Here is a 12,839-nt window from a genome sequence, read left to right as displayed (position 1 = left end):
CGTGGGACGTGGTGATCTGACGAACGGCCAGTGGGAGCGGCTGGAGCCGTTGCTGCCGACGGGCAAGAAACCGGGTCGGCCTCGCACCTGGACCCGGCGGCAGCCGATCGACGGGATACGGTGGCGGACCCGGACCGGCGCGCCGTGGCGTGATCTCCCAGAGCGCTATGGGCCGTGGGACCGGGCCTACGACCTGTTCCGGCGGTGGCAGCGCGACGGCACCTGGAAACGGGTCTTCGAGCAGTTGCAGGCCGAGGCAAAAGGTCTGATCGCGTGGGGCGTAAGCGTGGACCCCACCGTTGCACGCGCTCCACCAGCATGCTGCTGGAGCGCGTAAAAAGGGGATCTTCAAAAGGAGCCTCCCGGGGGCGTCGACGCCGAGCCCGACGACCACGGGCTCGGGCGCTCGCGCGGCGGGCTGACCACGAAGCTGCACCTGGCGGTCGAGCAGGGACAGAAGCCGTTGTCCCTGCTCGTCACCGTCGGCCAGCGTCATGACAGTCCCCGGTTCCAGCCGGTCCTCGACGGTATCCGAGTGCCCAGGACCGGACCCGGCCGGCCTCGCACGAAGCCGGACAGGGTTCGCGCGGACAAGGCGTACGGCTCCCGCGCGAACCGCTCCTACCTGCGCCGACACGGCGTGAAGTGCACCATCCCGGAGAAGGCGGACCAGATTCGCAACCGCCCAAAGCTCGGCTCCCACGGTGGCCGTCCGCCCAAGTTCGACAAGGACGACTACAAGCAGCGGCACGCGGTCGAGTGCGGGATCAATCGACTCAAGCGCCACCGTGCGGTCGTGACGAGGTACGACAAACTCGCCGTCCGCTACCACGCGACGGTGCTGGTCGCCGCGATAAACGAGTGGCTGGGAGACACCTGCCGCTGCGACCATGCGGCAGTGAACGCAGATCTCCCTGACGGATGGACGATCGAGCGGGTCCGTTGCGTATCGGGCGACGCCAAAGCGGACCTGCTCTCGCTTGAACGACTCGTCGTTGTCGAGCAGTACGGCTCGGCCGACTACGACGTCCTCCGGCCTGACGTCATTCTGTCCTTCCATGACCTGTGCCTTGCACGCGCCGACGACGACTGGTTCATGGGACAGCTCGACACCGACGGTTCAGTCATCTGCTGGGCTTCCTATGGCCCTGACCTGGCCGAAGCCATCCGCGGGTTGTGAGCTGTCAGGCAGCGAGCTCGATCATTTTCACAACACGCCCTCGTACGGCTACTGCGCCGGCCACACACGGTACTTCTGGGGCCTGCGGCTGCACCTGGTCTGCACCCGGGGCGGCCTGCCGTGGCATTCGCGCTGACCGAGGCCAGGGCCGACGAGCGCGAGACCCTGCTTGACCTGCTCTCGGTTGAATCGCAGCTCACCGCCGAACGCCCGGGGCAGGCGCTGATCGGCGCCAAGAGCTGCTTCGGCCGCGAGTTCGAGCAGCAGTGGGCCGAACTGAACATCCGGCTGCTACGGCCAGCCCGGAAGGGCGGGCCCGAGCGGATCGGATCACAGCTGTTCAAGACGCTGTGGGAGGTCCTCGAATCGAACTACGAGACCTTCAAGGGCCAACTCGACCTCGAACGACACCGCGGCCACACCCCCGGCGGAGTGGCCGTCGAGGTCCTGCAACCCGTCCTCGCGCTCACCGCCGCGGTCTGTCACAACGACCCGCACCGGCCAGCACGTCATGCGCGCCCTGATCGCTGCTGCTGGTAGTGAAGCGGCGCTACCGCTGTCCCGGACGTAAACGGCTTGGCCAGCGCAGAGCCATGTGCGGGATCCGGTGGGAGTTCCTGCCGCAGGAGCTGGGCTTCGGCTCCGGGATGCCCTGCCGGCGGCGACTGCGCGACTGGAAGGAGGCCGGCGTGTGGCAGCAGTCGCACGAACTCCTGCTCGCCGAACGCCGAGCCGGCGACGCCTTGGGCCTGTCCTGCGGCTCCGTCGGCGGTTCCCGTCTACGGGTCCTGAAGGGCGGAGACGCCACCGGGTCCGCGTCAGTGGACCGGGGCAAGACGGGCAGCAAGTACCACATCATGGTCGACGTCCACGGCATGCCCCTGGCCGCCACCGTGACCGGTGGCAACCGCAACGACGTCACCCGACGCCTGTCCCTGATCCACGCCGCACCGACGTCCACCAGACCTTCCCCGCCTTCGGCTGCGCGGTCATCTGTCGGCGACGCCTCGAAAAGCAGTGCTAGTCTGAGCCCTCAGCCCGAACCGGCGACCAGTGCCTCGCCGAGCGGGGTGCGCCGGTAGAGCACCGATCGTCCGGACCGGGCGCGGACGAGCAGCCCCGCGCCTCGGAGGATGGCGAGGTGGCCTCCTACCGCGCCGGGTGCCATGGCGAGGCTTCGGGCGAGGTGGCTGGTACTGGCCGGGGCGTCCAGCGCCAACAGCAGTCGGGCTCGGGCCCGGCCGACCAGAGCGGTCAGCGCGTCCGGTTGGAGGGCGGTCTCCTGTTCGCCCCACAGGGCGGCGGTACCGCGGGCAGGATAGACCAGGGTCCTGGGCCAGGGGTCTTCCAGGTGGGCGGCGACATGCCCGACGAAGACCGAGGGGATCAGCAGGAGACCGTCACCGGCGAGGCGGACCGTTCCGCCTCGGAAGAAGCCGATCTCGATACCGCCGTCGTGCCAGGCGATGCCCGGGTGCAGGCTCTCGATGGTCGTGGCCCATCCGTGTTCGCCGATCACACCCACCCGGTGCACGACATCGCGCTCACAGATCGCGCGCAGCTGCGGCCAGTCCGCAGCGAGCAGCTCATGCCACGCCCGGTCCATCACCTCGGCGATCCTGGAGACGGCGTCCGGCGAGTCCAGCACTGCGCGTACGCGGGGATCACGGGCGGACGGGCCGGTCGCGGTGGCGGCGAATTCATGGCGCGCCGCTTCCAGCGATGTGGCCCGGATCATGGCCAGGTCGTCTGCCCAGGTCTGGTTGAGGCCGCGCGGGGGCGGGGCGACGAAGTTCGGTCCGCCTTGCGGGGTATGCAGGGCGAGGGCGGCGTCCAGTTCGGTCTCGCGGCGAAGCCGTTCAAAGGCCGGCATGAGCCGGGCGGCCCAGGCTCGCGGCAGCGGTCGGCCTTGACCGACGAGCGAGCGCAGCAGCAAGCAGAGGTCCAGCGCGGGCGACAGCGCGAAGCGGCTGCGCAGCAGGCCCTCGACGGAGACTTCGAAGCGCAGCACCCTGCGATGCTACCGCGGGACGCCTGTTCAGATTCGTCCAGCGACGAATCATTGGTGAGTGGCATGGGCGTACGGCGAGGCTGGGCATCATGCCCCCAACCGCCGAACCCGCGCAGCTCAACCACCGCGCCACCTACCGGGAGGTGCTGGCCGAGCCGCGATTCCGACTTCTCTTCTCGACCCGCACCGTCGCTATCACCGCGGGCGCGCTGCGGATCACGACGTTCTCGTTTCTGGTCTTCGCGGCCACCGGCTCCGCGCCGTTGAGCGCACTGGCCTTCGGCATCGGCTTTCTCCCGCAGTTGTTCGGCTCGCTGCTGCTGGGCTCACTGGCCCACCGACTGCCGCCCCGCGCGCTCATCGCCGGCGGCTACACCTTGGAGTGCGCCGCCGCTCTGCTGCTCGCTCTGGTACGGATGCCGATCGCGGCAAGCCTCGGTGTCGTAGCGCTGGTCGCCCTCGCCACACCGGTGTTCAGCGGCGCGTCGAGTCGGCTGGTCGCGCAGTGGCTGAAGGGCGACGCCTACGTACTGGGCCGTTCACTGAACAACATCGCCGCCTCCGGCGCCCAATTGTTCGGTCTGGCGCTGGGCGGTGCGGTCGTCGCGGTACTCGGCCCGCGCCGGGCGCTCGCGGCAAGCGCCGCCCTCTACCTCGGCTGCGCGCTCGCCATCCGCATCCGGCTACCCCCACTGCAGCCGGGAAAGTTCGGCGGCACGCCCGCCGACGCTCGGGCCGATGGCGGGGCCGTCCGGGCAAGCCTGTACGGTGCCGGCCTACTGCTGCGCGGACACACGGTGCGACGACTGATACTGGCCCAGTGGCTACCACCCGCGTTCACAGCGGGTGCGGAAGGCCTGATCGTCGCCTACGCGGGAGGACGCCACTTCGCGCCCGGCTGGTACGCGGTGCTGATGGGCTGTCTGCTGGTCGGCATGCTTGTCGGTGACCTGCTGGTGGGGCGCCTGCTACGGCCGCCCGCACGGGAGCGACTGGTGATCCCGCTGATTGCACTGATGGGACTGCCACTGGTCGGCTTCGCCGCCGAGCCCGGAGCGGGCGTCTCGTCCTGTCTGCTGCTGCTCTGCGGCTTCGGATTCGCCTACGGTCTCGGCCTGCAAAGGCCCTTCCTGGACGCCCTGCCGGAGGATGGCCAGGGCCAGGCCTTCGGCCTGCTCGGCTCCGGAGGCATGACGCTTCAGGGCATCGGGCCGGCCTGCTTCGGCGCGGCGGCCGCAGGCATCGGAACAGGCGGCGCAATCGCCCTGGCAGGCGGCGCGGCGGCGCTCACCGCCGGCTGGATTCTCACCTGGCACCCGCCCGCCTCCCCGCTCCCGTCCCGAACTCCTCCACGGGATCAGAGAACGGCACCGAGCAGCATGCGTGTAGTTCTCCTACGCAGTAACCGTCCAAACGTCGCAGGTCGGGCCGGCCGCGAGCCGTCACGCACCCCACCCCCGCACCTCTCCGACAGACAGTCATTCCCGGTAGCTCCTTGTACGAGAAGTCCTCAGCCTCGGCTCTGCCAGCCGCTGCGGAGCACGTACGGGATCTTGAGACCACGAACAGCCCATGGAAGGTTCATGCCCATGATCGATGAATTCGCGAAGGACAACCTGCACACAAGACTGCGGCGGGACCGCAAGGCGCTGCTCTGGAAACTCGACGGCTTGTCCGAATACGACGCCCGCCGGCCTTTGACGGCGACCGGGACCAACCTCCTCGGCCTGGTCAAGCACGTGGCCACCGTCGAGGCCAGGTACTTCGGCGAGGTCTTCGACCGCCCTTCCCCGGAACCGCTGTCCCGGTGGCAGGACTCCGACGGCAGCGATCAGTGGGCGGCCGAGGACGAGTCCCGCGATCAGATCATCGCGTTCTACCGGCGCACATGGGAACACTCGGACGCGACGATCGACGAACTCCCCCTCGACGCCCCCGGCCACGTGCCGTGGTGGCCGGAGCCTTGCCCCAACACGAACCTGTTCGCCGTCATGGTCCACGTCCTCGGCGAGACCAACCGGCATGCCGGGCACGCCGACATCCTGCGCGAGGGCCTCGACGGCCGGACCGGGATGCGCCCCGAACACGAGAAGCGGATCGACGAGGAAGCCCGTGCGGCTCGCTGGGCGAAGATCGAGCGGGCCGCCAGGTCGACCACACCCATCAAGGTTCAGCAAGGATCTTCAGAGGGATCACCGATCGGGTGACGGCCAAGGGCGGATAGCAGGCGAAGCCTTCGGGCAGTGGTTCGAGATACCTGACGTCTCAACCACCTTGACCGGAGGCCTCGTTGGTTCCACATCCTGCCGCACGCATTCGTGGAGTGGGTCACGATGCCGATCGTCTCCCGAAGGAGAACCGCCGGCGCAAACTGCGGCCCTCGCAACGCGCCGTCATCGCCCCGGCGTACCCACGCGAGCACACCACCTACGCGAAACTCGCCGCAGGCTTCCGGATCAGGGCACCGCCCACGCCTACGTACAGAGCGTGACCAGAATCCTCTCCCCAAGAGCACCGTCCCGACCCGGGCACTGCGCCGCGCCCGTCCCGAGTACGTCCTGGTGGACGGCACCATCGCCGAGTGCGACCGCGTCGGCAACCATGAGCGCGACTACTCGGGCAAGGCCCGACGGCACGGCGTGAACATCCGAACCGTCACCGGCCCGGCGGGCGAACTGATCTGGTACTCACCAGCGCTGCCCGGCCGCACGGCCGGCATCACCGCCGCCCGCACCCACCGCATCGTCACCGTCTGCGAACGACTACGGATCCCCGTCCTAGGTTCTGTCGTCAAATGTCACGCCCACATCAGGAGTGAGGCGAGGGTGACGGCAGCTTCGTAGAACTCGGCGGTCTTGTCGTACCGGGTGGCGATGCCACGCCACTGCTTCAAGCGGTTGAAGCACCGTTCCACGACGTTGCGACGCTTGTAGATCTCGCGGTCGAAGGCCGGCGGGCGGCCTCCTCGGCTGCCGCGCCGGGCCCGGTTGCGGACCTGATCGGCCCGCTCGGGAATCGTGTGCGGGATGCCGCGGCGGCGGAGCCAGGTGCGGATCGCTTTCGAGCTGTAGCCCTTGTCGCCCAGGACGTGATCGGGCCGGACCCGGGGCCGCCCCGGTCCGGTCCGGGGCACCCCGATCGCCTCCATCACGGCGGTGAACCGGGTGCAGTCGTTGGTGTTGCCGCCCGTGACGACGAAGGCGAGGGGACGGCCCCGCCCGTCGCAGGCGAGGTGGATCTTGCCGGTCAGGCCGCCTCGGGACCGGCCGAGGGCCGGGTCGCGGAGCCCCCTTTTCGGGCCCCGGCCGCATGCCGGTGGGCGCGGACGATCGTGGAGTCGACCGATACCAGCCAGTCGATGTCGCCGGCCGCGTCCGCTTTCGCCTGGGCGGCCCGCAGCATCCGGTCGAACGTCCCGTCCGCCGCCCACCTGCGGAAACGCGTATGCGGCGTGGCCCACGGACCATAACGCTCGGGCACGTCCCGCCAGGCCGTCCCGGTCCGGAACTTCCACACGATCCCGTTCAGGACCCTGCGGTCGTCCAGCCGCTTCCGCCCCCGCAACGACTCGGGCAGCAACGGCCGGACGAACTCCCACTCGGCATCGGACAGCTCATGACGACGTATCACGACACCATGATTCACCAGCCAAGATCATTTGAAGACACCGCCTAGGAGCATGTCCCGGTAACAGGCAAGCGGCTCCGCTCCCGTGATGGGCGGATCGGTCGCGGCGGTCCCGTCAGGGCCTGTGTGGGGCTCCGGCGGGGGCCTGCCCGCCGGGCGTCCGGCCGGCGGGGCTCGCGACGTGGCCGGGGAGGCCCGGCCGGCCAGTCGGCCAGGACGGCGGGCCCTGCTGTCCCGGCGTGGCGGAAGATCTTGCGGAGGTTGTGGCAGGCGGCGAGCAGGCGCCACTCGCCGTGGGCGCCGTCCTCGCCGCGCAGGAGGAGCTGGCTGCCGTTCTGGCAGGTCATGATCTGGCCGAAGACGGGTTCGACGATGGCCTTGCGACGGCTATAGGCCTTCCGGCCGGGCTTGGTCCGCAGCTTGCGGACCATGCGCTCCTTCAGGGTCGCGTCCTCGGGATGCGTCCGCGTGGTGCGGGTGGGACCTGTTCGTCGTGACCGAGTCGGCTGGTGGCCATGAACGTGCTGATGCCGCAGGCTAGTTGGCGATCCCGAGCGGCCTCAAGGTTCGTCTCGGAGCAGTAGCCGGCGTCGACCAGGGCCTGCTTGGGACGGGTGCCGGTGTTCTGCGCGGACTGGCCGAGCATGGCGGTGTGGTTCGGTGCGTCGGAGGCGTTGCAGGTGACGTCGGCGGCGGTGATGACCTGGTGGGCCTAGTCGACGACGGTCTGGGTGTTGTAGGCCTGGATGAAAGCGCCGTCGCTGTTCTTCACGATCCGCGAGTAAGAGTCGGTGGAGTTGGCCTGCGCCTTCGGCTTCGGCCGGGCCTTGGCGGCGGCCTCGCCGGTCTCGGCGACCGCCTGCTCCTCGCTGGCGTGGGCGCGCTCCTGTCGGCGGCGCTCCTTGTCCTCGGCATGCCGGCGGGCCTTGTCGGCGGCCTCGGCCTCGATCTGGGCGCGGGCGGTCTGCAGCCTGGCCAGGCGCTTCTCGCGCCGGTCGTGTTCGGCGGGCAGGTCCATGTCCTTGCCGTCGACACCGAAGGTCGCGTCCTCGGCTTTGTCGGCTTCGTCGGCGTCGGCGAGCAGGGCGGCGGTCTTCGCCTCCAGGTGGGCGATCTCGGCCTCGATCCGTTCTTCCTTGTCGACGAGGCGGCCGTAGCTCATCGCCTTGCGCTTGGAGGCGTTGGCTTCGAGCTTGGTGACGTCCAGGGCGACGCGCCCCACCTTGACCATGCCGGGCTTCTGGGCGAGGCGCAGGGACTGGGTGAACAGGCCGGCCAGGGCGTTCAAGTGGCGGCAGCGGAACCGGGCGATCGAGCGGAAGTCCGGGGCCTGGCCGGCGGCCAGGAACCGGAACGCGACGTCGTCGGCGCACTTGCGCTCGATCGCCCGCGAGGAGCGGACGCCGGTGGTGTATCCGTAGATCAGCAGCCGCACCATCAGCCTGGGGTCGTACGGCGGGTAACCGCGCTTCTCGGTGTAGTCGGCCATGATCGGGGCGAGGTCGAGTACCTCGTCGACCAGGTCCGCGACGAACCGGGCGAGGTGACCCTCCGGCAGCCAGTCGTCCAGCGACGGTGGCAGCAACAGGACCTGATGCGGGTCGAACGCCCGGAAAGTCTTGTCTGCCGCCGCCGGACGGCGCTGCGGCCGCCTCGCCTCGACCTGCTCGGCCTCGACCAGCCCATCCTCACCACGCATACCGGGAGCATCCGGCGCGAAAGATCACGAGACGCAGGCTGGTTGCCGGTCACAGAGGCACGCTCCTAGCGGCGCAGGAAGGTCCCGCCGTCGATGACCCAGAGGTTGGCCGGAACCGCGCCGCACTTGACGACTTCGGAGTGCATCTGGGGGCTGGTCCGGGCCCAGCCGACCCGACGCTGGTGCTGCTCGTCGGTCGGGTAGAAGGTGAGACCAGCCTCGGGGTGCCGGCCCTCCTCGAAGAGGTACGGCTCACCCCCGAGCGGGGTGATCACGGTCTGCGAGATGGGCCCGGTCACGGTGATGGCGCCGTTCCCGTCGACGGTCAGACAGTCGGCGTCGAACTCGGCCCGGACGGTGCCGGACTCCTCGAACACGTGCTGCACCACGACGTGCCCCCGGATGTGGCCGTTGACCGTACGGGCGCTGACCCGCGCGGTGAGCCGCTCGCCCGGGTTGGGGCCCGGGCCGTACTCGTTGAGCAGGGTCCAGCTGTGCAGCGCGAGGTGCTGGGCCGGTAGGGGGTTAGCCGGCGCGGGCACGGCCGCGGCGGTGCCCGCCGTCCCGGCCGCGAGGGCCACGGCCGCAGTGGTGAGCGCGATGGCGGTGGTGAGCTTTCGCATGGTCAATCCTCAGCGGAGAGAAGGGAGTCGGGCTGTTTCCCGACTGCCTCCAACCTCCCATCTCACCCCCGGTCGCGGCCTCCGCCGCAAGGAGGGACCAGCTCCTCCCGGCGGGGGAACCGCTCATCCCCCGCCCGACTCACCGCGCGGCGTGGTGTATCGCGTCGAGGGCGAGGGTGGCCGCGGCCAGGGTGGTGGCGAGGCCCGCTGCCGCTGCCGCTGCCGCTGCCGCTGCCGGGGCACGCTCCCCGGTGACGCCGAGGAAGTCCAGCCCGGAGACGTGGTTGACCATCCCGTACCAGAGCATCGGGTCACCGGCCACATCACGAGCCCTGCCGACCGGACACCCGGCGGGCAGGCCCCCGCCGGGCCCGCCGCGACCGATCCGCCCATCACGGGAGCGGAGCCGCTTGCTTACTACTGACCCACTCTCCTAAGGGTTGTCCCGTAAATGATCTTCGAGTCGCCTCGGGCATGCTCGGTGGTCGTGCAGCCCGCGGGCCTATCCGGCGAGGGCGAGGTTGTGTATCCGGGCGATGCCGAGCATGGCGTGGTGGACGCCGTCTCCTTTGAGGCGGCAGTCGCGGAGGATCTTCCAGGTCTTCATGCGGGCGAAGACATACTCAACCCGGGCCCGGACCTGCTTGTGGGACCTGTTGTGTTCCTCTTTCCAGTCCGGGAGCTCGGTCTGGCCGCGCTTTCGGCGGTGCGGGATGACGAGTCCGGTGCCCGGGTAGCCGCCGTCGGCGATCGTGAGGGTCTTGCCGACGACGGCCTTGGCACCGGACTCCTCCCACGCCTTGCAGTCGTTGCGGTTCCCGGCCAGCGGCCGGCCGACCACGACGACCAGCCGGGTGTCGGCGTCGATGACGACCTGATGGTTGGTGGAGTACCGATAGTTCTTCGACCGCTCGGCAACGGTGTGGTCCCGGGTGGGGACCAGGGCGCCGTCCACGATGAGCACGGTGTCCTTGGCGAACCGTTTGCGGGGCTGGAGCGCGAGCATCGGCCCGAGGTGGTCGATGATCCGGTCCGCTGCCGACTTCGAGATCCCGAAGAGAGGGGCGAGCTGCCGCATGGTCAGGTTCGTGCGCCAGTACGCTGCGACGAGCAGTGCCCGGTCCTCCAGCGGAAGGCTCCACGGCCGGCCCCTGCGGACCGCCTCCGCACCCTCACGCCGCAGAACCGTCACCAGCTTCCCGAAGGCACGCGGGCTCAGCCCGGTGAACGGGGCTATCCAGGACGGCGCCGACGCCGTGATCACACCAGCCACATCAAGATCATCCCAGTTGCCGGTCGGCCGACCAGAGCTGGCTGCACCATGAAAATCGGGCGACCGGGCCCCGGCGCATCGTCCAGGATGACCCCATGAGCCAAGATCTGGTGACGTTCCTCCACGCACGGCTGGACGAGGAGGCCGACCTGGCCCGACGCTGCAACGGTGACGGATGCGGGGAGTGGACCGCTCAAGGGCACACCGTCGACTTCTGCCAAGGAGAACTCGCCGGATTCCATCCCACGATCGCCCTGCATGTGGCGCTGCACGACCCGGCTCGCGTCCTGCGGGAGGTCGAGGCCAAGCGACGCGCGCTCTCCCGTCATGTGCTCAGTCCTGCCACGGGCGACCCCGAACTGCCGTGGGATAACCGCGATGACTGCGGGTATGACGGCGATCCCTGGCCGTGCGATGACCTGCTCGACCTCGCGTCACCTTACGCCGATCATCCTGACTACCCCCGACGTCCCTGAGGCGGAGATCGTTTACGGGACAACCCTTAGGCCCTGTATCGAAAGTGGATCTTGAGCGTGGATGATCACGGTTCATGGGGCGGGGAGATCTCACGGACGATGAGTGGACGGTGCTGGAGCCGTTGTTGCCGAAGGAGAGAAAGCCGGGGCGGCCGCCGGTCTGGCCTCGGCGGCGGCTGATCGACGGCATACGGTTCCGGGTCCAGACCGGTGTTCCATGGCGGGACGTGCCCGTCGAGTACGGACCGTGGAACCGGGTCTACGACCTCTTCCGTCGATGGCAGCGGAACGGCACCTGGCCCCGGATCCTCACCCGGCTCCAGTCCCTGGCCGACGCGAACGGTGCGATCACGTGGGACCTGAGCGTCGACTCCACGGTCTGCCGCGCCCATCAGCACGCGGCCGGGGCCCGCAAGCAGGGCGACCTGCGGAAGGAACCACCGGGCGGCATCTTCACCGAGCCCCGTGATCATGGGCTGGGACGGTCGCGTGGCGGGTTCACCGCCAAGCTGCACCTGGCGGTCGAGCAGGGCCAAAAGCCCATGTCGATCGTAGTGACGGCGGGACAGCGCGGTAACTCGCCGCAGTTCGAAACGGTGCTGGAGAAGGTCCGCGTGCCTCGCACCGGGCCGGGCCGGCCGCCTGTCCGTCCCGATCGGGTGCGGGCTGACAAGGCGTACGCCTCCCGCAAGAACCGTGCCTACCTGCGCCGCCGCGGGATCCGCTGCACCATCCCCGACAAGACCGACCAGGCGCGCAACCGCCAGAAGCTCGGCTCCCGCGGTGGCCGGCCGCCGCATTTCGACCCGGTCGACTACCGCGAGCGCCACGCGGTGGAGTGCGGGATCAACCGCCTCAAGAGGAACCGTGCTGTCGCCACGCGGTACGACAAGCTCGCGGTCCGCTACGAGGCGACCGTCCTCGTCGCGGCCATCAACGAGTGGCTGTGACCAGCACGTCTACGACTCGGGCAAGCGTGGCGAGTCGGTCAGCGACTTGAACAGGTGCACGTCTGCGTGCCCGCCAGGGACACCCGGCGTCCGACCGGTCTCGACAAAACCATGGCGCTGATAGAAGCCAGGAGCTTGGAATGTGAAGGTGGAGGTGGAGAGGTGATCGCAACCACGCCGCCGTGCCTCAGCCTCGGCTGCCTGCAAGATCCTGCTACCCCAACCATCCTTGCGACTGTCCTCGCGCACCCACAACAGCTCGATGCCGCAGAGGCCGCCCCAAGTTCGCGCGGTCAACCCACCGACCAGTTCACCTGCTTCATCGATGACCTTGATGGAGAACGTACCGCGGTCGGGAGCGCCTGTGGCGGCGCTGTTGAAGGCGATCAACGCTTCGGTCAATCGGTCGTTGAGCTCAGAGTCACGCTCGCTGATAGTCAGGGCCAGGCCGGAGCTGTGGTCAGTCATCACGGCGCGGAGTATGTCAGTCAGCCTGGCTCCGGAGCACGCGATTACTCAGGACCTTGATCTTCTTCCGATACACGCCCTAGTACTCCAGTGTGACTTCGTGATTCCACGTCACGTTGGGCAGGCGTGGTGGCTACCGGGCGGTGTCCTGCCCGATCGCACGGAGGACATCGGCAAGCCAGACCAGGTGGTGGCCCACGGCCCGATCCGGGTCGGCGAGTAGATCCTCAAGGTGCTGCCATGACTCGGAGAGCTGGCCGATTGTGATCGTGCGCGGTTCATTGGGGACGGCGTAGAGCTCGTCGCCCGGGACAGACCAGAAGTAGTCACGTTCGAGTGCCACTGTGCTGCCGGCCGACGCTTCGATGTGTTGCAGCGCCAGCTCGAAGACGTACCGAAGCTGGTCAAGCGGGATCTGAAGAGGTTCGCTGTCCATACGCTCATCTTGCCGATCAGAGCCGTCGGGCCGAGCGAAGAGTTCGGCACTGCCTTGGACCTGGCCGGGGATGGGAACGGCCACCGCGTGATCATC

At 69.0% G+C, this 12,839-nt stretch carries 11 protein-coding genes and 5 pseudogenes; 8 read left to right on the top strand and 8 right to left on the bottom strand.

Annotated elements, in window-relative coordinates; all coding sequences use genetic code 11:
• Nucleotide 1: 1 nt before the first annotated feature.
• The 3 genes and pseudogenes from ACFYUS_RS22575 to ACFYUS_RS22565 form a co-directional block, all read left to right on the top strand.
• A pseudogene (locus tag ACFYUS_RS22575) lies at nt 2-868 on the top strand (IS5 family transposase); the annotation flags it as partial.
• A 432-nt stretch (nt 869-1,300) separates the two neighbouring features.
• Nucleotides 1,301-1,720 (top strand): hypothetical protein, encoded by a 420-nt coding sequence (locus ACFYUS_RS22570; RefSeq protein WP_388854761.1) that lies wholly within the window; start codon nt 1,301-1,303, stop codon nt 1,718-1,720.
• A 53-nt stretch (nt 1,721-1,773) separates the two neighbouring features.
• Entirely contained in the window at nt 1,774-2,262 is a 489-nt protein-coding gene (locus tag ACFYUS_RS22565; RefSeq protein ID WP_388854758.1) for a hypothetical protein, read from the top strand.
• Here the strand turns inward: ACFYUS_RS22565 and ACFYUS_RS22560 are convergent.
• Nucleotides 2,214-3,191, bottom strand: a complete 978-nt coding sequence (locus tag ACFYUS_RS22560; protein WP_388854755.1) for an ArsR/SmtB family transcription factor — start codon at nt 3,189-3,191, stop codon at nt 2,214-2,216. The two genes, ACFYUS_RS22565 and ACFYUS_RS22560, sit on opposite strands and share 49 nt — an antisense overlap.
• Before the next feature lie 89 nt (nt 3,192-3,280).
• On the opposite strand from ACFYUS_RS22560, the pseudogene ACFYUS_RS22555 reads away from it, so the two are divergent.
• The 3 genes and pseudogenes from ACFYUS_RS22555 to ACFYUS_RS22545 form a co-directional block, all read left to right on the top strand.
• Nucleotides 3,281-4,567: pseudogene (locus ACFYUS_RS22555) on the top strand (MFS transporter); the annotation flags it as partial.
• 213 nt (nt 4,568-4,780) lie between these two features.
• Nucleotides 4,781-5,398, top strand: a complete 618-nt coding sequence (locus ACFYUS_RS22550; protein WP_388855169.1) for a DinB family protein — start codon at nt 4,781-4,783, stop codon at nt 5,396-5,398.
• 126 nt (nt 5,399-5,524) lie between these two features.
• Nucleotides 5,525-5,971, top strand: a pseudogene (locus ACFYUS_RS22545) (IS5/IS1182 family transposase); the annotation flags it as partial.
• A 17-nt stretch (nt 5,972-5,988) separates the two neighbouring features.
• Here ACFYUS_RS22545 and ACFYUS_RS22540 read toward each other — a convergent pair.
• From ACFYUS_RS22540 to ACFYUS_RS22520, 5 genes and pseudogenes are all read right to left on the bottom strand, one after another.
• Nucleotides 5,989-6,818 (bottom strand): annotated as a pseudogene (locus ACFYUS_RS22540) (IS5 family transposase).
• 218 nt (nt 6,819-7,036) lie between these two features.
• Nucleotides 7,037-8,499: pseudogene (locus ACFYUS_RS22535) on the bottom strand (IS1182 family transposase); the annotation flags it as partial.
• Nucleotides 8,500-8,582: 83 nt separating this feature from the next.
• Complete coding sequence (locus ACFYUS_RS22530) at nt 8,583-9,140, bottom strand: hypothetical protein (RefSeq protein ID WP_388854752.1); 558 nt, start codon at nt 9,138-9,140, stop codon at nt 8,583-8,585.
• Nucleotides 9,141-9,279: 139 nt separating this feature from the next.
• Nucleotides 9,280-9,462 carry a hypothetical protein gene (locus tag ACFYUS_RS22525; protein ID WP_388854750.1) on the bottom strand — a complete coding sequence of 61 codons (183 nt, stop codon included), beginning with the start codon at nt 9,460-9,462 and terminating at the stop codon, nt 9,280-9,282.
• 180 nt (nt 9,463-9,642) lie between these two features.
• Nucleotides 9,643-10,413, bottom strand: a complete 771-nt coding sequence (locus ACFYUS_RS22520; protein ID WP_388854747.1) for a transposase — start codon at nt 10,411-10,413, stop codon at nt 9,643-9,645.
• A gap of 95 nt (nt 10,414-10,508) precedes the next feature.
• Between ACFYUS_RS22520 and ACFYUS_RS22515 the strand changes: the two genes are divergently transcribed.
• The gene (locus ACFYUS_RS22515) at nt 10,509-10,889 is read left to right on the top strand and encodes a DUF6221 family protein (protein WP_388854744.1); all 381 of its coding nucleotides are present in this window, start codon (nt 10,509-10,511) and stop codon (nt 10,887-10,889) included.
• Nucleotides 10,890-10,963: 74 nt separating this feature from the next.
• Complete coding sequence (locus ACFYUS_RS22510) at nt 10,964-11,839, top strand: IS5 family transposase (RefSeq protein ID WP_388854741.1); 876 nt, start codon at nt 10,964-10,966, stop codon at nt 11,837-11,839.
• 9 nt (nt 11,840-11,848) lie between these two features.
• On the opposite strand, the gene ACFYUS_RS22505 is transcribed toward ACFYUS_RS22510, so the two are convergent.
• Both ACFYUS_RS22505 and ACFYUS_RS22500 read right to left on the bottom strand, forming a co-directional pair.
• Entirely contained in the window at nt 11,849-12,307 is a 459-nt protein-coding gene (locus ACFYUS_RS22505) for a GNAT family N-acetyltransferase (protein ID WP_388855166.1), read from the bottom strand.
• 133 nt (nt 12,308-12,440) lie between these two features.
• Nucleotides 12,441-12,827 carry a hypothetical protein gene (locus ACFYUS_RS22500; RefSeq protein WP_388854738.1) on the bottom strand — a complete coding sequence of 129 codons (387 nt, stop codon included), beginning with the start codon at nt 12,825-12,827 and terminating at the stop codon, nt 12,441-12,443.
• Nucleotides 12,828-12,839: the final 12 nt, after the last annotated feature.

It is taken from the genome of Streptomyces sp. NPDC004284 (assembly GCF_042874035.1).
GTDB lineage: Bacteria > Actinomycetota > Actinomycetes > Streptomycetales > Streptomycetaceae > Streptomyces.
Note: the sequence above shows the minus strand (reverse complement) of the source record. Positions and strands in the feature narration are given on the sequence as shown.